Annotated in this window: 19 protein-coding genes and 1 pseudogene; 7 read left to right on the top strand and 13 right to left on the bottom strand. The window is 65.9% G+C overall.

All coding sequences use genetic code 11. The annotated features are described in order from the left end of the window. A pseudogene (locus tag GRI89_RS06000) lies at positions 1 to 755 on the bottom strand (hypothetical protein); the annotation flags it as partial. Then, positions 755 to 1,150: a DUF6152 family protein gene (locus tag GRI89_RS05995; protein WP_159793208.1), complete on the bottom strand. Its 396-nt coding sequence runs from the start codon at positions 1,148 to 1,150 to the stop codon at positions 755 to 757. The gene GRI89_RS05995 and the pseudogene GRI89_RS06000, both read right to left, overlap by 1 nt. Before the next feature lie 144 nt (positions 1,151 to 1,294). Between GRI89_RS05995 and GRI89_RS05990 the strand changes: the two genes are divergently transcribed. Next, positions 1,295 to 1,957, top strand: a complete 663-nt coding sequence (locus tag GRI89_RS05990; protein WP_159793206.1) for a glutathione S-transferase family protein — start codon at positions 1,295 to 1,297, stop codon at positions 1,955 to 1,957. 7 nt (positions 1,958 to 1,964) lie between these two features. Here the strand turns inward: GRI89_RS05990 and GRI89_RS05985 are convergent, their stop codons facing one another. Continuing rightward, entirely contained in the window at positions 1,965 to 2,426 is a 462-nt protein-coding gene (locus GRI89_RS05985; RefSeq protein WP_159793204.1) for a cupin domain-containing protein, read from the bottom strand. Between the two features lie 51 nt (positions 2,427 to 2,477). Between GRI89_RS05985 and dapE the strand changes: the two genes are divergently transcribed. Together dapE and GRI89_RS05975 are read left to right on the top strand one after the other, a co-directional pair. Continuing rightward, on the top strand, positions 2,478 to 3,623 hold the full coding sequence (gene dapE, locus GRI89_RS05980) for a succinyl-diaminopimelate desuccinylase (RefSeq protein WP_159793224.1): 1,146 nt from the start codon (positions 2,478 to 2,480) through the stop codon (positions 3,621 to 3,623). Then, on the top strand, positions 3,620 to 4,939 hold the full coding sequence (locus GRI89_RS05975) for a dicarboxylate/amino acid:cation symporter (protein ID WP_159793202.1): 1,320 nt from the start codon (positions 3,620 to 3,622) through the stop codon (positions 4,937 to 4,939). The genes dapE and GRI89_RS05975 overlap by 4 nt, the downstream gene beginning before the upstream one ends. Here GRI89_RS05975 and GRI89_RS05970 read toward each other — a convergent pair. The 4 genes from GRI89_RS05970 to dapB form a co-directional block, all read right to left on the bottom strand. Continuing rightward, positions 4,936 to 5,343: a hypothetical protein gene (locus tag GRI89_RS05970; RefSeq protein WP_159793200.1), complete on the bottom strand. Its 408-nt coding sequence runs from the start codon at positions 5,341 to 5,343 to the stop codon at positions 4,936 to 4,938. The two genes, GRI89_RS05975 and GRI89_RS05970, sit on opposite strands and share 4 nt — an antisense overlap. Positions 5,344 to 5,504: 161 nt before the next feature. After that, positions 5,505 to 6,155, bottom strand: a complete 651-nt coding sequence (gene nth / locus GRI89_RS05965) for an endonuclease III (protein ID WP_159793198.1) — start codon at positions 6,153 to 6,155, stop codon at positions 5,505 to 5,507. Then, positions 6,155 to 7,012, bottom strand: coding sequence for an ion transporter (locus GRI89_RS05960; RefSeq protein ID WP_159793196.1), 858 nt, complete (start codon positions 7,010 to 7,012; stop codon positions 6,155 to 6,157). The genes nth and GRI89_RS05960 overlap by 1 nt, the downstream gene beginning before the upstream one ends. 20 nt (positions 7,013 to 7,032) lie before the next feature. After that, the gene (dapB, locus tag GRI89_RS05955) at positions 7,033 to 7,764 is read right to left on the bottom strand and encodes a 4-hydroxy-tetrahydrodipicolinate reductase (RefSeq protein ID WP_159793194.1); all 732 of its coding nucleotides are present in this window, start codon (positions 7,762 to 7,764) and stop codon (positions 7,033 to 7,035) included. Positions 7,765 to 7,799: 35 nt separating this feature from the next. Between dapB and GRI89_RS05950 the strand changes: the two genes are divergently transcribed. Beyond that, positions 7,800 to 8,507 (top strand): NAD-dependent deacylase, encoded by a 708-nt coding sequence (locus GRI89_RS05950; RefSeq protein ID WP_159793192.1) that lies wholly within the window; start codon positions 7,800 to 7,802, stop codon positions 8,505 to 8,507. Positions 8,508 to 8,514: 7 nt separating this feature from the next. Here the strand turns inward: GRI89_RS05950 and GRI89_RS18160 are convergent, their stop codons facing one another. Then, positions 8,515 to 8,646, bottom strand: coding sequence for a hypothetical protein (locus GRI89_RS18160; protein ID WP_268891738.1), 132 nt, complete (start codon positions 8,644 to 8,646; stop codon positions 8,515 to 8,517). A 178-nt stretch (positions 8,647 to 8,824) separates the two neighbouring features. On the opposite strand from GRI89_RS18160, the gene GRI89_RS05945 reads away from it, so the two are divergent. After that, positions 8,825 to 9,130, top strand: coding sequence for a hypothetical protein (locus GRI89_RS05945; RefSeq protein ID WP_159793190.1), 306 nt, complete (start codon positions 8,825 to 8,827; stop codon positions 9,128 to 9,130). Here the strand turns inward: GRI89_RS05945 and GRI89_RS05940 are convergent. From GRI89_RS05940 to mutM, 5 genes are all read right to left on the bottom strand, one after another. Beyond that, positions 9,114 to 9,893, bottom strand: a complete 780-nt coding sequence (locus tag GRI89_RS05940; protein WP_201290874.1) for a HesA/MoeB/ThiF family protein — start codon at positions 9,891 to 9,893, stop codon at positions 9,114 to 9,116. The two genes, GRI89_RS05945 and GRI89_RS05940, sit on opposite strands and share 17 nt — an antisense overlap. A 98-nt stretch (positions 9,894 to 9,991) precedes the next feature. Then, on the bottom strand, positions 9,992 to 11,401 hold the full coding sequence (dnaA, locus tag GRI89_RS05935; protein WP_159793188.1) for a chromosomal replication initiator protein DnaA: 1,410 nt from the start codon (positions 11,399 to 11,401) through the stop codon (positions 9,992 to 9,994). A gap of 498 nt (positions 11,402 to 11,899) precedes the next feature. Then, complete coding sequence (gene rpsT / locus GRI89_RS05930) at positions 11,900 to 12,160, bottom strand: 30S ribosomal protein S20 (RefSeq protein WP_159793186.1); 261 nt, start codon at positions 12,158 to 12,160, stop codon at positions 11,900 to 11,902. Positions 12,161 to 12,315: 155 nt separating this feature from the next. Then, positions 12,316 to 12,492, bottom strand: a complete 177-nt coding sequence (locus GRI89_RS05925; protein ID WP_159793184.1) for a hypothetical protein — start codon at positions 12,490 to 12,492, stop codon at positions 12,316 to 12,318. A 71-nt stretch (positions 12,493 to 12,563) separates the two neighbouring features. After that, positions 12,564 to 13,379 (bottom strand): bifunctional DNA-formamidopyrimidine glycosylase/DNA-(apurinic or apyrimidinic site) lyase, encoded by an 816-nt coding sequence (gene mutM, locus GRI89_RS05920; protein ID WP_159793182.1) that lies wholly within the window; start codon positions 13,377 to 13,379, stop codon positions 12,564 to 12,566. A gap of 74 nt (positions 13,380 to 13,453) precedes the next feature. On the opposite strand from mutM, the gene GRI89_RS05915 reads away from it, so the two are divergent. Beyond that, positions 13,454 to 14,398, top strand: a complete 945-nt coding sequence (locus GRI89_RS05915) for a DMT family transporter (RefSeq protein WP_159793180.1) — start codon at positions 13,454 to 13,456, stop codon at positions 14,396 to 14,398. Then, complete coding sequence (locus GRI89_RS05910; RefSeq protein WP_159793178.1) at positions 14,395 to 15,126, top strand: class I SAM-dependent methyltransferase; 732 nt, start codon at positions 14,395 to 14,397, stop codon at positions 15,124 to 15,126. Before GRI89_RS05915 ends, GRI89_RS05910 begins: the two co-directional genes overlap by 4 nt.

Genomic DNA, 15,126 nt, shown 5'->3' with positions numbered 1-15,126 from the left:
CCAGCCGCCTCCGGCGCATCCTTGCCCTGGTATTCGAGCGCGAAGGTCGGGTCGCAGTCGTAGGGGTAGATGTAGTCGCTGCCGCGAGTCCACTTAATGTAGCGGGCGCCGTGGTTTTCGAGCATTTCGGGGTCCTCGAACCACTGCGTCGCCTCGAGCGACTTGCCGTCGTCGGCGAGGCGGTAGCGTTCGACCATGTGCGCCTCGCTCGAATGGTCGAGACCGTTGTTGGTGATGGTCGAGGGGGCGAGGTGGGTGGTGTCGATGACCAGTTCGTCGCCCTCCCAGTGGCCGATCGAATCGCCCATCTTGGTGTGCGGCGCGGCGGCCGGCAGGTGGCCGCGGCCGTCGGTGTAGATCAGCCGGTACTGGTCGTAGTACTCGTACCGGAACACGATCAGGCCGGGAGCCTCGATGACCTGGAAGGGGAAGGGGCCCTGCACCGTGTACATGATCGACTGCGGCTGGCAGACGCGGGCGATGGTCATGTCGTCGGTCGGCTGCCAGTCCCTGGCACGATCGAGCGCCTTCTGTGTCAGCTTGAGCCCGCCGTAGACCCCGCGCGGGAATTCCGCCGCGCCGGTATCTTCCAGCACCACCGTATCGGGCGGCAGCTTGGCCTTCAGGTCGTCGGGCATCGGGTAGCCGCGGAACGGGGCATTCCAGTAGCCCGAGAGGTCGGGGTGGCCGGCGTCTTCGGCGAGCGCCGGGGCGGTAATGGCGATGGCGGCAAGCGCCGCGAGGGCAAGCCGCATCAGCTCTGGTCCTGCCGTCCGAACGGGGCGATTCCGATCGACTTGCCGTTGGCGTCGGTGACCGCCGAAACGCGCATGTAGGGCTTGCCGTCGCGCGAGGGCCAGCCGGTGAGGGTGACGGTCTCGCCCGGCTTGATGATGTCGCGCGTCCAGCCGCGGCGGACGAGGATCACCGGGGCATTGGTCTCCCCGCGCCAGTGCTCGACAGTTCCGTCGGGATTGGTCACGTCGAGCGCAATCGTGCCGTGCGGGTTGGTGAAGCGGAAGGCGGTGACCACGCCAGTGACCGTCACGCTCTTCTCGGGGTCGAAGAACACGGCAAACGAGTGGTGCGCCGCCGCCGCTGTGGGTAGCGCCAGTGCGAAGGCGGCAAGCATGGCCGGGAGCCTATTCACGATCGTACCTCTCCCTTTTTCCTTGCGCCAAGATACCAACTCCGGGGCGCAAGCCAAGCAGCTTGCTGTGCGGCGGTCCGTTCAGCCTCGACAGGACAATGCTGAATGCCTAGGGCGTCAGGGTTAAACGACGGGGCACGGTCCATGAAGCTCATCATCGGCAACAAGAACTATTCGAGCTGGTCGCTGCGCGGCTGGTTGGCGATGAAGCAGTCCGGCCTCCATTTCGAAGAGCTGACCGTCCACATCGACGGCGACGATTGGCAGGCGATGAAGCGCGAAGGCGACGAGTTCCAGCCGAGCGCCGGCAAGGTCCCGGTGCTGTGGGACGGCGACGTCGTGGTCTGGGACAGCCTGGCAATCCTCGAATATCTCGGCGACAAGGTCGGGCGCGACCGGTTCTGGCCCAAGGACGACGCCGCGCGCGGAATGGCGCGGGCTTGCGTCGCGGAAATGCACAGTTCCTACCTCGCGTTGCGCCGCGAGTGCCCGATGAACATCCGCCGCCATGTCGAAGGCCACATGATCAGCGACGAGGCGCGCCACGACATCGTGCGCATACTGCAGCTATGGGCCGAGGCGCGAGCGCGCTTCGGCAGCGGGGGACCGTTCCTGTTCGGCACCTTCGGCGCGGCCGACGTTTTCTACGCGCCCGTCGTCAGCCGCTTCATCACGTACGGGCTGCAGGTGCCCGGCTTTGCCCAGGCCTACATGCAGGCGGTCTGGGAGCACGCCTGGATGCAGCAGTGGGTCGAAGAGGCCGAGGACGAGGAATGGGTGATCCAGAAGTTCGAGGATACCGCCTGACGCGAACTCAGCCCTTAGGAGGGTAGGGGGTGCCGTCCTTGTGGTAGTAGTCGCGGTTGCGAAACATCAGGTCGATGTCGGGGTATTCGCCCCAGTCCTTCGAGGTATCGCCCGCGCTGAGCGCGAGCATCACGCAGTCGGCATTTGAGCGGTTCTGGAGGCAGTGCCCGTTCTTCACGCCCTTGGCCCAGGTGGCGATGTCGCCGGTGCGCAGGACGGACTCGCCTTCGTCCTCGACCAGCACGCATTCGCCCGAAAGGATCACCACCAGTTCATCCTCCGCCGCATGCCAGTGGCGCTGCGAGGACCACGCCCCGGGCTTGAGCACGACATGCGCCGCGCCCAGCTCGGTGAGCCCGGAGGCGGGGCGCAGGCGGCGCACGAAGCGCCCGGCAACGTCCTTGTCATAGGGCGAGGGGTAGCCGGTGGTGTTGGCTTGCGGGATGGCGTCAAGATCGAGCTTGGGCATGACTGGGCGCTCCGGCTGGAAAGCTGTGTGGCGCTCGTCTACTCCGCAGGGATGGACAAGACCAGCGATGCACTCGCGCATGCCCGGGCGCTGATTGCCTGCGAGAGCGTGACCCCGGCCACCGGCGCGGTGTTCGACGCGCTCGAGGCGATGCTCGCCCCCTTGGGGTTCGAATGCCATCGCTTCGTCCGGGGCGATGCCGACGAGGGCGGTCCGGTCGAGAACTGCCTCGCGGTGCGCCGCGGTCCCGAGGGCTCGCGTCACTTCGCTTTCGCCGGGCACGTCGATGTCGTGCCGCCGGGCGAGGGCTGGACGAGCGACCCCTTCGAACCCGAAATCCGCGGCGACCTGCTTTACGGGCGCGGCGCGGTCGACATGAAGGGCGCCGTCGCGGCGATGGTCGCGGCGGCGGGGGAGATCCCGCGCGAGGCCGGCACGATCAGCCTGATCATCACCGGCGACGAGGAGGGCATGGGAATCCACGGCACGCGCGCCCTGATCGACGTGATCCGTGAGCGCGGCGAGATTCCCGACCTCTGCCTCGTCGGGGAGCCGACCAGCGTCAACCGTCTCGGCGACATGATGAAGCCCGGCCGCCGCGGCTCGATCAACGTCTGGCTGGAAGTTGAGGGCGTGCAGGGCCACGTCGCCTACCCGCACCTCGCCGACAACCCGGTGAGCAAGCTGGTTGCCATGCTGTCCGAACTCGATGCGCTGGTGCTCGACGAAGGCACCGACTGGTTCCAGCCCTCGAACCTCGAGATCACCGACCTCGAAGTCGGCAACGCCGCGCACAACGTCATTCCGCGCAAGGCCAGGGCGCGCATCTCGATCCGCTTCAATGACCTGCACACGGGGCAGGCGCTGGCCGACATGGTCAGCGCGATCGCCCAGCGGCACGGCGGCACTGCGAAGCCGGTGATCTCGGGCGAACCGTTCCTGACCCCGCCGGGCCGCTTCCAGGACCTTGTCGCCGCGGCGGTGAAGGCCGAGACCGGGATCGAGCCCCAACCCTCGACCAGCGGCGGCACGTCGGATGCGCGGTTCCTCAAGGACATCGTGCCGGTGATCGAATTCGGACTGGTCAACGCCACCATGCACAAACTCGACGAGGCGGTCGCCGTTGCCGACCTCGAAACGCTGGCGCGCATCTATCGCCGTATCGCGCTGGCAGCCCTTGCCGGAGATACTGAATGACCGATGCCAGCGAAATCGCCGAAGAAGCTGCAAGGATCGACCACGGCAAGCTGCAATGGCGCATTTTCCTGGGTTTCGTCCTCGGCCTCGCCGCCGGTCTGCTGACCTACACATTCGCGCCCGGCGCGGCGTGGCTCGGCACGGTGGTGACCTATGTCACCGGGCCCATCGGACAGGTCTTCCTGCGTCTGCTGTTCATGCTCGTGCTGCCGCTGCTGTTTTCCGCACTCGTGGTCGGCATCGCCGAGATGGGCGAGATTCGCGCGCTGAAAAAGATCGGCCTGCGCACGCTGGTCTACACCGTCGTCGTATCGGGCATCGCGGTCGCTCTGTCGATCACGCTGGTCAACCTGCTCAAGCCCGGCGGTGGAGTGGACCGCGCCGCCGCGCAAGACCTGTTGGCGCAAGGCGCGGAGAACGCCGCGGGCATCGTCGAGCGCTCGGGCGAGGCCAAGACCGGTGTCGAGGCGGTGGTCGGGCTCGTCCCCTCGAACGTGATCGAGGCGATGGGCAACAACGACATCCTCGCGGTGATGGTCTTCGCGCTGATCTTTGGGATCGGCCTGCTGCTCGTCCAGACACACCGGACGGCCACGCTCAAGGATGCCATCGAAGGCGTTTTCGAAGTCTCGATGAAGCTCATCGGAGTGGTCATCCAGCTCGCCCCGATCGCGATCTTCTGCTTCATGTTCAATCTTTCGGCGCAATTCGGCTGGGACCTGCTGGTCAAGCTCGCCGCTTACGTTTCGGTCGTCCTGCTGGCGCTGGCTATCCAGATGTTCGGGGTCTTCCCGATGCTGCTCAAGTTCGTCGCGAAGAAGAGCCCCGTGGCCTTCTTCCGCCAGACCCGCGAGGCCAGCGTCATGGCCTTCAGCACGGCCAGCTCGAACGCGACGCTGCCTACCGCGCTGCGCGTCGCTGAATCCGAGCTGAAGCTGCCGCCACGAATCGCCCGCTTCGTCCTGACCATCGGCGCGACCGCCAACCAGAACGGCACCGCGATGTTCGAGGGCGTGACGGTGCTGTTCCTCGCCCAGTTCTTCGGCGTCGACCTTACGATCGGCGACCAGGTGTTCGTGATGTTCGTGTGCATCCTCGCCGGGATCGGTACCGCGGGCGTGCCCGCCGGCTCGCTGCCGGTAATCGCGCTGATCCTGTCGGGCGTTGGCGTCAATCCGGCCGGGATCGGCCTGATCCTCGGCGTCGACCGCTTCCTCGACATGTGCCGCACGACGCTAAACGTCATCGGCGACCTTGTCTGCGCGCAGGTCATCAGCGCGACGAGCGCCGACAATCCGGCAGTCGTCGCGGCCTAACCGGCGGAGTCCTTGACCAGCTCGACCGGCACGAACTTGCCGAGCCCGCAGCCCGGACCGCGTATCGAGCTGCCCCGTTGCAGCACCGTGATCATGTCGATCCGGCACAGCTGGCTGACAGTAGTCCGGTAGGCGAAGGCTTCGTCGAACCCGAGCCCCGGACAGCGGTTCGGCAGGGTGTTGCGGTAGGTCTTCCCGCCGGTCATCTCGAAGTCGATGGTGTAGTCGTCATGGACCCGTGTGTTGCGGATGAAGTTGGTCTGGATGCACTCGACCGGCTCGCCGACGACGACCGCTTCGGGCACGTCCCCGTGGCCGTTGGTTGCCTGGTTGGTGCCCTGTACGCAGGCTCCCGCTAGCAGCGCGGCAGTGGCGGCGAGAAGGGTCCTCGAAATCGTGTGCATGATCGTTCTCCTCTCTGCGAGCGATGGCCTCACCCGGAAGACGGAGCCGTCACGCGCCTACCTTTGCCCCGGCTCCGCTTGTAGCACAGGCGTTCGCTTCTGCAGCACCAACAATTGGGTAATCTCCCGACCATTTGGGGGAGCCAGTGCGACGGGCCCTCTCAACGCCCCTTAGGCTTTTCCAGCACCTTCGTCCTGAAACCGCACAGGTCCACGACCTTGCAGCGCCAGCATTCGGGCGTGCGAGCCTTGCAGACATATCGGCCGTGCAGGATCAGCCAGTGGTGGGCGTGCAGGCGGAAAGGCTGGGGGACCCGCTTCTCCAGCTTGGCCTCGACCTGCTCGGGCGTCTTGCCCGGAGCGAGGCCGGTGCGGTTGCCGACGCGGAAGATGTGCGTGTCGACCGCGAAGGTTTCCTGCCCGAACCAGCAGTTGAGCACGACGTTGGCAGTCTTGCGCCCCACGCCGGGCAGCTTGACGAGATCCTCGCGGTTGTCCGGCACTTCGCCGCCGAAGTCGTCGACAAGCATCTGCGACAGGGCGATGACGTTCTTCGCCTTGGAGTTGAACAGGCCGATCGTCTTGATGTGCTCCTTCAGTCCCTCCTCACCCAGTTCAATCATTTGTGCGGGCGTTGTGACCTCGGCAAACAACTTCCTCGTGGCCTTGTTGACCCCGACGTCGGTCGCCTGTGCGGACAGCGCCACGGCAACGACGAGTTGGAAGGCATTGCCGTATTCGAGTTCGGTTTCGGGTGCGGGATCGTCTTCGGCAAGGCGGCGGAAGAATTCGAAAATCTGGTCCTTGGTCATCAGTCCCGCTTACTAAGCCGTTCCAGCGCGGCAAGCTTTGCGGCGATGCGCTGGTCCTCGGTGTCGAGTTGTTCGAGCTGGCGGCGCAGTTCTTCGATGCGCAGGTCGCGGTGGTGCTGCATCGCTTCGGAGAAGGCCGCGGCGAAGATGCCGATCGGCATGGCGACGAGCGCGATCCCGGCGATCGCGATGACACTGGCGAAGAACTTGCCGAGCGCGGTCACCGGCACGACGTCGCCGTAGCCGACCTGCGTCAGCGTGATCACCGACCAGTACAGCGCGCGCAGGATCGAGCCGAAAGCCTCGGGCTGAGCCTCGTGCTCGGCGAAGTACAGCGCGGTTGCGCCGAGCAGGAATGCGACCAGCGACAGCGCGCCGGTCACGAGAAGTTCCTCGGCCCGGTCTCGTATGGCCGTAAAGACCTCGCGCAAGGCTTTCGAGAAACGGCCGAATTTGATCGTCGCGAGCACGCGCAGCAGCCGCACGATCCGCAGTACCGCGGCATTGGCGACGAACAGCGGGAACAGCGAGGTGGCCACCACCAGCAGGTCGATCAGCCCGAGCGGCGACAGGATGAATCGCATGCGCTTGGCGAAGGCGGACTTTGGCCCCGGCTGCTCGGCCGCAGCATGAATCCGCGCGAGGTATTCGAGCAGGAAGACCGCGCCGAACGCGACCTCGGCGGCGATCAGCACGGAGTGCCATGGTCCTGCGATGCTCGGCTCGGTCGCCAATACCGCGGCGGTGACGGCGGCGATGATGACAACGACGAGGACGCGGTTCATCCAGGTGAGCCGCCCGTCGGGCTCTACTCCGTCGAACAGCTGGTGATGAAGGTAGCCGCGCAGCCCTGCCACTTGCCCCTCCTACTCGCCTCTCAATCGAGGCCGAGCACTTGCCCCATGGTGTAGCGTCCCGCCGGTTGGTCGAGCAGCCATGTCGCCCCGCGCACCGCGCCATGGGCGAAGATCATCCGGTCCTCGGCATGGTGCGAGAGCGTCAGCCGCTCCTGTTCCCCGGCGAGGATCACCGAATGATCGCCGGCCACCGTGCCGCCGCGCAGCGAGGCGAAGCCGATGGTACCTTGTACGCGCACGCCGGTATGCCCGTCGCGACCGCGTTCCGAATGGCTTGCGAGGTCGATATCGCGCCCTTCCGCCGCGGCGGCGCCGAGCAGCAGTGCGGTTCCCGACGGCGCGTCGACTTTCATACGGTGGTGCATCTCGAGGACCTCGATATCCCATTCGGGGCCGAGCCGGCTCGCCGCCTCGCGCACGAGGTGGGCAAGGAGGGTCACGCCGAGCGAAGTGTTGCCGGTCTGCAGGACGGCGATCGCCCCGGCGGCGGAATCGAGCGAGGCGTGGTGCCGCTCGTCGAGCCCGGTGGTGCCGACAAGAATGGGTATCCCCGCCCCAATCGCCGCATGAAGGTTGGCCGCCAGCGCGCCGGGGGCCGAGAAGTCGACAAGCACGTCGCTTGCGTCGGCCAGCGCGGCCGGATCGTCGCCCTTGTCGACCCCGCCGACGCAGGAGTGTCCGGCTGCCGCAATGGCACGAGCCAGCGCATGCCCCATGCGCCCTTCGCTGCCGATGATGCCGATGCGTGCCATTGTGTTTCCCGTTTCCGGCGTGCTTCATGCGGTACATGAACGATATCCGCAACATCGTCATCCTTACCGGCGCCGGGATCAGTGCCGAATCAGGACTGCGCACCTTCCGCGCCGAGGACGGGCTATGGGAAGACCACCCGGTCGAGGAAGTGGCGACGCCGCAGGGATTTCGCCGCGATCCCGATCTCGTCCAGCGCTTCTACGACGAGCGGCGCTCGGGTATCCTGGCAGCGCAGCCGAACCCCGCGCACGACGCGCTGGCGCGGCTCGACCGGGCATGGGACGGCGAGCTGTTGATCGTCACGCAGAACATCGACGACCTGCATGAACGGGCCGGAGCCGCGCGCGTCCTTCACATGCACGGCGAAGGGCTGAGCGCGTGGTGCACGGTGTGTGACGCGCGTCACAGCTGGACCGGAACCTTGCGCGACAACCCGCCATGCCCCTCATGCGGGCAGGCGGCGCTCAGGCCCGACATCGTGTGGTTCGGCGAGATGCCCTACCGGATGGACGAGATCTTCGCCGCGCTCTCGCGCGCCGACCTGTTCGTCTCGATTGGCACAAGCGGCGCGGTCTATCCTGCGGCCGGATTCGTGCAAGGTGCGAAGGAGGCGGGGGCGGCGACGCTCGAACTCAACCTCGAACGCAGCCAGGGTTCGCACTGGTTCGACGAGACAAGGCTCGGCCCGGCGAGCATGCTCGTGCCGCAGTGGGTGGAGGACCTCCTCACCGCAGCAAAGTGATATGCTATCAGTAACCCAGTTTGACTGCGAGCACCGCCAGCGATGCTGCGAGCGCGCCGAGTGCGACAACGAAGACCTTGCCCAGTTTTTGCATTTGTCGTTGTTTCCGGGCGTATTTCTTACGCCCTTCGGCACTCATCGGTACTCGTTTCGCCACGACCCAGTTCCTCACTTCAAGGCCAATTCCCTATCCACAGTTGCCCTGCTTTGGCCAGGCCCGTTTCCAAGAAAGTTCACATTTCATGGCAACAGGACCGGGCTCCGACCGGCCTGGGTTCCGGCTTGAAGCTTCGCGGCAGTCGCAGCATATTTCCGGGATGGTTTGGGATCTCGGCAAGGCCATGCGCAAGAAGGAGGAGTTCGAATCCGCCCGGCTCATGGACTTCGAATATCGCCTCCGAGCCCGCGCCATGCGCCACCTTGCTGCGCGCTACGGACTCGACGGTGCGGAGCTTGCGCGGGCGTCGGTCGTGACGAGCGACAGTGAATTGCTCGAGCAAATTGTCGCGCTGGGAGTAGGTGAGCGGGAGGAGGTCGCCGCGGCTCATCTTCGCTGCATGGTCAAGGCCCGCAGCGAACTTGTGGCCGAACGCGGGGACCCGACGCCTAACCGGCTGGGCTGATCGCCCCGCATCCTCGGCATTCGGGATCCCTGGCAATACGCATCGTGCGCAAGCCGGGCGTGAGGCCGTCGAGAACGTGCAGCTTGCTCCACTGAGGATCGCCCATCGCGCCGACGGGGGCGAGCAGGGCGCGGATCGCCTGCAGCGCAGCGAACGTCCCGGTCCACCCGGCCATTGCACCGAGCATGCCGTCCTCGGCGCAGGTGTCGCAGTCCTCGGCATCGAAGGCGTCGCCCACGAAGCAGCGGTAACAGGCCTCGTCCGGCAGGTGTCCGGCGAAGGCGCCGACCTGGCCCTGGAAGCGACCGACCGCGGCGCTGAGCAGGGGGATTCCGGCGGCGACGCAGGCGTCCGACACGGCCAGCCGGGTAGCGAAGTTGTCGCACCCGTCGAGCACGAGGTCAGCCCCGGCGATGAGCGCCACTGCATTGGCCGCTTCGACGCGGATGACGACCGCCTGCACGGCGATGGTTGGGTCGAAGGCCTCGAGCCAGGCCTCGGCGCGCTCGGCCTTGAGATGCCCGATGTCGGCTTCGGTGAAGAGCGTCTGGCGCTGAAGGTTGCTGGCATCGACCCGGTCGTCGTCGATCAGGGTCAGCTTTCCGATACCCGCTCCGGCGAGATACTGGAGAGCCGGGCTGCCGATCCCGCCGAGACCGACCAGCACGACATGGCTGTAGGCCAGCTTGGCCTGACCCGCTCCGCCGACTTCGGGAAGGACGATGTGGCGGGCGAAGCGTTCGAGGCGGTCAGGCGGCAGCATTGCGCCTCCCTAGGCTGCCCGGGCCTTGTGCAAAAGGCTGTTCAGGACCCGCCGGATATGTCCGGCAGGCCCTGTGCAGATTGTGTGGGAATTAACCCTCAGCTTTCCAGCTGGCGCAGCAAGCTGCGCACGTCGCCGTCCATGTCGGCGTCGCGCTTGCGCAGGTCCTCGATCAGCCGCACCGCGTGGATCACCGTCGAGTGGTCGCGACCGCCGAACTTGCGCCCGATCTCCGGGTAGCTGCGCGGGGTCAGCACTTTCGAGAGGTACATCGCCACCTGACGCGGGCGAACCACGGCGCGGGCGCGGCGTTTGCTGCTCATCTCCGAGCGGTCGACCCGGTAAAACTGGCAGACGGTGCGTTGGATCTCGTCGATGGTGATGCGCTTGCGGTTGGCCGACAGGATATCGGTGAGCTGTTCCTCGGCCAGCTGCAGCGAGACTTCCTGCCCGGTCAGCTGGGCATAGGCGATCAGCTTGTTGAGCCCGCCGACCAGCTCGCGCACGTTGCGGTTGATGGTCCGTGCAAGGAACTCGATCACGTCGCCCGGCACCGAGAGCGGTGCAAAACGGGCGAGCTTCGATTCGAGGATCGAACGACGCAACTCGATATCGGCCGGCTGGATGTCGGCGACGAGGCCCATCGACAGGCGGCTCAGCAGGCGCGGTTCCACGCCGTCGAGCGCCTGCGGCGCGCGATCGGCGGCGAAGACCAGCCGCTTGCCTTCGGCGAGCAGCGCGTCGATCGTGTAGAGCAGTTCCTCCTGCGCGGCGGCCTTGCCGATGATGAACTGGATGTCGTCCACCAGCAGCAGGTCGAAGGCGCGCAAGCGGGCCTTGAACTCCATCATCTCGTTCTGGCGCAGCGCCTGGACGAACTCGATCATGAAGCGTTCGGCGCTGCAGTAGAAGATGCGCGCCCGCGGGTGCGCCTGCAGGTAGCTGTGGCCGATGGCGTGCAGCAGGTGCGTCTTGCCCTGGCCGGTGGCAGCCTTGAGGTAGAGCGGGCTGAACTGCGGCTGCTCGACCTTCGACATCCGCTCTGCGGCGTTGAACGCAAGCACGTTGGTGGTGCCGGTGACGAAGGCGGCGAAAGTCAGCGATGGGTCGAGCCCGACCGAGCTGGTGAAACCGTGCTCGCCGATCGAGGCCATGGCCATGCCGGGGACGGCATCGTTGGCCGCGCGGCGGCCGAAGCCGTCGTCGCCGCGCAGGTCGATGTCGGCCAGCTTGCGGCGGCCCGGGTGGACCTGGATCTTGACCTGACGCACTTCGCTACGGGCGATCTTCCAAGCGAGCGAGAGCCGGTCATGGAACCGGTCCTGCACCCAGTTGGCTGAGAATTCGGTCGGCAGGAACAGGTTCAGCGTGCCCGAATCCTTGCAGAACGTGCCCAGCTGGATCGGCTTGATCCACTGGCTGTGCAGCTGGTGACCAAGGTCTTTGCGCAAGCCCTGAGAGATGTCCGCCCAATCGGCGGCCAGGTCTAACGCTTCCTGGTCTTCCATGCTTCCCTCAACCCTCTTTTCGCCTGACACCCCGATACGACCCGCTTGCGCGCTTCTTCGAATCATCGAACCCACCTCATTACGAAGAGCATCGTCTTAAAACCCCCTCTGACGATACTGTGCGTCGGCAAAGCTGCGCCCCCCGCCGGAGTCGTCCCCAATGGTCCGGCGCGCACGTATCGTCGTCTCGATGTAATGGCCGTGACAGAAGACTCGTCCGACCTGATGCCCTGTCTTAAAAACGACATCGACCGATGGGCAAGAGGTGCAGGGGGAAAAAAAGAAAATTTTTGCATCTTGACAGTGCGCTAACCCGCAGGCTTCCGTAGAAATTGCACAATATCAACGAGTTGGCAAAATCCAGCCCGCGAATCGCGGGTTTTCCTACATTTCTGTTACATCATCCGGTGAGCACTTCGCAGGTGCAAAAAAAGGCCGGCGCTTTCGCACCGGCCCCGTTCCGATTTCGTTCCTCCGCAAAAAATGCGAAGGCGCGACTCACATGCCCGCGACTCGCTTGCTGAGTCGGCTCATCTTGCGCGATGCGGTGTTCTTGTGGAGCACACCGCGAGCGACGCCGCGCGCCAGTTCCGGCTGGGCGTCCTTGAGCGCCGCGGCAGCAGCAGTCTTGTCGCCGCCGGCGATCGCGGTCTCGACCTTCTTCACGAACGAACGGATGCGGCTGATGCGGGCTCCGTTGATTTCGGCGCGGCGGTCGTTGCGACGAATGCGCTTCTTGGCTTGCGGCGTATTGGCCATGTCTATCCTTGTCTCGGGCCGCCCCGTGCGGCCGGAATGTCTATCTTCCAGGTGTTTTGAACGGCGGTCTACCGCCGGAAAGCGGCGCCCTTAGCGGCGCTCCGACGAATCGTCAACTCATTCGCGGCCTGCGGCGACGCAGGCGCGACCGGCGATCAGTTCGTTGCCCCCAGGATACCTATCAGGATCGGCACGACGATGGCCATGGCCCCGAGAAACCAAAGCAGGTTTTCGATCCTCCGCGACAGTTTCTTGCGTTGCGGATTTCCCTGCCCCTGCGCCTTGCTCCTTCTCCTGCGTCGGCTGGTTTGCCCGTCACCGTCTTCACTCATCCCAGGCCCTGTTCAGCTCCGTTGCCGATGACCGCCACTATGATACGCATTTTTGGATTGCTAAATATGCATCATCGCTGGCAGCGGGGACAAAACCAGGTCGAGCGTCCGCCTTGTACGAGGCGGCTTATCGTCCCCTCATCCGCGCGCCGGCAGGTTTCGCCTTCTCGGTCGTAGACGTCGAATCGCTTCGAAAAGTAGCCGAGTTGGCCATCGGGGCGCGCATAGTCGCGCAAGGTCGATCCGCCGGCCTCGATCGCCTCGTCGAGCACGCCGCGTATCGCCGGGACGAGTCGTTCGAGCGCCGCCAGCGAAACGCGCCCGGCGGCCTTGCGCGGGTCGATCCCGGCGCGCCACAGCGCCTCGCAGACGTAGATGTTGCCGAGCCCGGCGACCACACGCTGGTCGAGCAGCATGAGCTTGATCGCAGCCTTGCGTCCGGCAAGCGCCGCCTTGAGGTGCCGCGGGGTCAGGTCGGGGCCGAGCGGTTCGGGCCCCATCGCGGCGAAGGCAGGCCAGGCTTTCAGCGCCAAGGTCGGGACAAGATCGACGAAACCGAAGCGCCGCGGATCGCACAGCGCGAAGCTGTGCCCGGCGGTGGCGAGGATGAGATGGTCGTGCCTGTCGGGCGTCTCGGGATCTATCCGCCAGCGCCCGCTCATTCCGAGGTGGAACACCATGGTGCTTTCGCGGTCGGTGTGGACGAGGCCATACTTGGCGCGGCGCGAGAGGCCGGTGACCCTGGCGCCGCTCAACGCCTGGACGAAACCGGTCGGGAAGGGGAAGCGCATGTCGGGGCGGTTAAGGATCACCGACTCGAGCCGCTCGCCGTCGAGGAAGCGGGCGAGGCCGCGCACGGTGGTTTCGACTTCGGGCAGTTCGGGCATGGCGCGGGTGCGTTAGCCGGGCCTGACGATTCTGTCATCGCCAAGCGCAGCGGGCGCGGCTAGGGGCACGCGCGATGCAAGATGCCGGCCGCCAGTACCGAGCTTTCGCCCTGCTCGGTGTTGTCATGGTCCTGTGGGCGGGCAATTCGATCGTCGGGCGCGCCGTGCGTCTCGACGTGCCGCCGCTGACGCTGGCGTGGGTGCGCTGGGCGGGCGCATCGCTGATCGTCCTGCCGCTCGCCTGGCGCTCGCTGCGGCGCGACTGGCCGACGATCAGGCAGAACTGGATGCCGGTGCTCCTGCTCGGCCTGCTCGGGGTCGCTGCGTTCAATTCGCTGCTCTATTCGGGCTTGCGCTACACGACCGCCACCAATGCCCTGCTGCTGCAGGCCGCGGTTCCGGCGGTGGTGGTGGTGCTCGACCGGTTGTTCTTCGCCGTGCGCAGCCCGCTGGTGCAGAATATCGGAGTCGCGGCCTCGATCGTGGGCGTGGCCGCGATCGTGTTCGAGGGCGACCCGGCGCGCGCGCTGACGCTGCATTTTGGCTTGGGCGACCTGCTGGTGCTGGCCAGCGTCGTGGTCTGGGCGCTCTACACCGTGCTGCTGCGCCTGCGCCCGAAGATTTCGCCGATCAGCTTCGTTGCCGCGACTTTCATCGTCGGCGCCGTCGTGCTGGCGCCGTTTGCGGCCCGGGACTGGCTTTCGGGTGACCGCATCGTCTGGGGGCCGGGCGTGCTTGCCGCCTTCGCCTATGTCTGCGTCCTGCCCTCCATCGTCGCCTATTTCATGTTCAACCATGCGACGCAGGTGGTCGGTGCTGCCCGCGCAGGGCTGGCGATCACGCTGATGCCGATCTTTGGCGCGCTGCTCTCAGCCGCCCTGCTCGGCGAGAAGCTCCACAGTTACCATTTCGCGGGCATGGCGATGATCCTGGCCGGAATTGCCTTGTCGGTGATGGCGATGCGGCGGCAAGCCGGTGCTGGCGCTGGCGGCACGCCGCCGCTAGGGGAAAGCGCATGAGCGAAACCGTTTCCTTCGGCTACGAAGAGGTCGATCCGCAGGAGAAGACCCGCCGCGTGGGCGCGGTGTTCTCCGGCGTTGCCGCCAGGTACGACGTGATGAACGATGCCATGTCGGGCGGGATGCACCGGCTGTGGAAGGACCAGTTCGTGCGCCGGGTAAAGCCGCAACCGGGCGAGGCGATCCTCGACATGGCCGGCGGCACCGGCGACATCGCCTTCCGCATGGCGGCGCGCGGGGCCGAAGTCACCGTCGCCGACATCAACCAGGAGATGCTCGACGTCGGGGTTGAGCGGGCGATGGACCGCGGGATCGACGGGCTGGTCTGGTCGAACCAGAACGCCGAGGCGCTGACCTATGGCCCGCGCATGTTCGATGCCTACACCATCGCCTTCGGCATCAGGAACGTGACCCACATCGACAAGGCGCTGGCCGAGGCATACCGCGTGCTCAAATACGGCGGGCGGTTCTTCTGCCTCGAGTTCTCGACCACCGAGTGGCCGGGGTTCAAGGAAGTCTACGACTTCTATTCGCACAAGCTTGTGCCGCAGCTCGGCAAGGCCATCGCCGGCGATGCCGACAGCTACCGTTACCTGATCGAATCGATCCGCCGCTTCCCGCCGATGCCCGAATTCGAGCGGATGATCCGCGAGGCCGGGTTCGCCCGCACGAAGGTCGAGCCGATCCTGGGCGGGCTGGTGGCGATCCACTCGGGGTGGAAAATCTGA

The organism is Croceibacterium salegens, from assembly GCF_009827435.1.
Taxonomy (GTDB): domain Bacteria; phylum Pseudomonadota; class Alphaproteobacteria; order Sphingomonadales; family Sphingomonadaceae; genus Croceibacterium_B; species Croceibacterium_B salegens.
Note: the sequence above shows the minus strand (reverse complement) of the source record. Positions and strands in the feature narration are given on the sequence as shown.

Excerpts from the sequence above, each read along its gene's own strand:
- GRI89_RS05990 (WP_159793206.1), top strand. The coding sequence starts at position 1,295 with ATGAAGCTCATCATCGGCAACAAGAACTATTCGAGCTGGTCGCTGCGC.
- GRI89_RS05985 (WP_159793204.1), bottom strand. The coding sequence starts at position 2,426 with ATGCCCAAGCTCGATCTTGACGCCATCCCGCAAGCCAACACCACCGGC.
- dapE (WP_159793224.1), top strand. The coding sequence starts at position 2,478 with ATGGACAAGACCAGCGATGCACTCGCGCATGCCCGGGCGCTGATTGCC.
- GRI89_RS05975 (WP_159793202.1), top strand. The coding sequence starts at position 3,620 with ATGACCGATGCCAGCGAAATCGCCGAAGAAGCTGCAAGGATCGACCAC.
- GRI89_RS05970 (WP_159793200.1), bottom strand. The coding sequence starts at position 5,343 with ATGCACACGATTTCGAGGACCCTTCTCGCCGCCACTGCCGCGCTGCTA.
- nth (WP_159793198.1), bottom strand. The coding sequence starts at position 6,155 with ATGACCAAGGACCAGATTTTCGAATTCTTCCGCCGCCTTGCCGAAGAC.
- dapB (WP_159793194.1), bottom strand. The coding sequence starts at position 7,764 with ATGGCACGCATCGGCATCATCGGCAGCGAAGGGCGCATGGGGCATGCG.
- GRI89_RS05950 (WP_159793192.1), top strand. The coding sequence starts at position 7,800 with ATGAACGATATCCGCAACATCGTCATCCTTACCGGCGCCGGGATCAGT.
- GRI89_RS18160 (WP_268891738.1), bottom strand. The coding sequence starts at position 8,646 with ATGAGTGCCGAAGGGCGTAAGAAATACGCCCGGAAACAACGACAAATG.
- GRI89_RS05945 (WP_159793190.1), top strand. The coding sequence starts at position 8,825 with ATGGTTTGGGATCTCGGCAAGGCCATGCGCAAGAAGGAGGAGTTCGAA.
- GRI89_RS05940 (WP_201290874.1), bottom strand. The coding sequence starts at position 9,893 with ATGCTGCCGCCTGACCGCCTCGAACGCTTCGCCCGCCACATCGTCCTT.
- dnaA (WP_159793188.1), bottom strand. The coding sequence starts at position 11,401 with ATGGAAGACCAGGAAGCGTTAGACCTGGCCGCCGATTGGGCGGACATC.
- rpsT (WP_159793186.1), bottom strand. The coding sequence starts at position 12,160 with ATGGCCAATACGCCGCAAGCCAAGAAGCGCATTCGTCGCAACGACCGC.
- GRI89_RS05925 (WP_159793184.1), bottom strand. The coding sequence starts at position 12,492 with ATGAGTGAAGACGGTGACGGGCAAACCAGCCGACGCAGGAGAAGGAGC.
- mutM (WP_159793182.1), bottom strand. The coding sequence starts at position 13,379 with ATGCCCGAACTGCCCGAAGTCGAAACCACCGTGCGCGGCCTCGCCCGC.
- GRI89_RS05915 (WP_159793180.1), top strand. The coding sequence starts at position 13,454 with ATGCAAGATGCCGGCCGCCAGTACCGAGCTTTCGCCCTGCTCGGTGTT.
- GRI89_RS05910 (WP_159793178.1), top strand. The coding sequence starts at position 14,395 with ATGAGCGAAACCGTTTCCTTCGGCTACGAAGAGGTCGATCCGCAGGAG.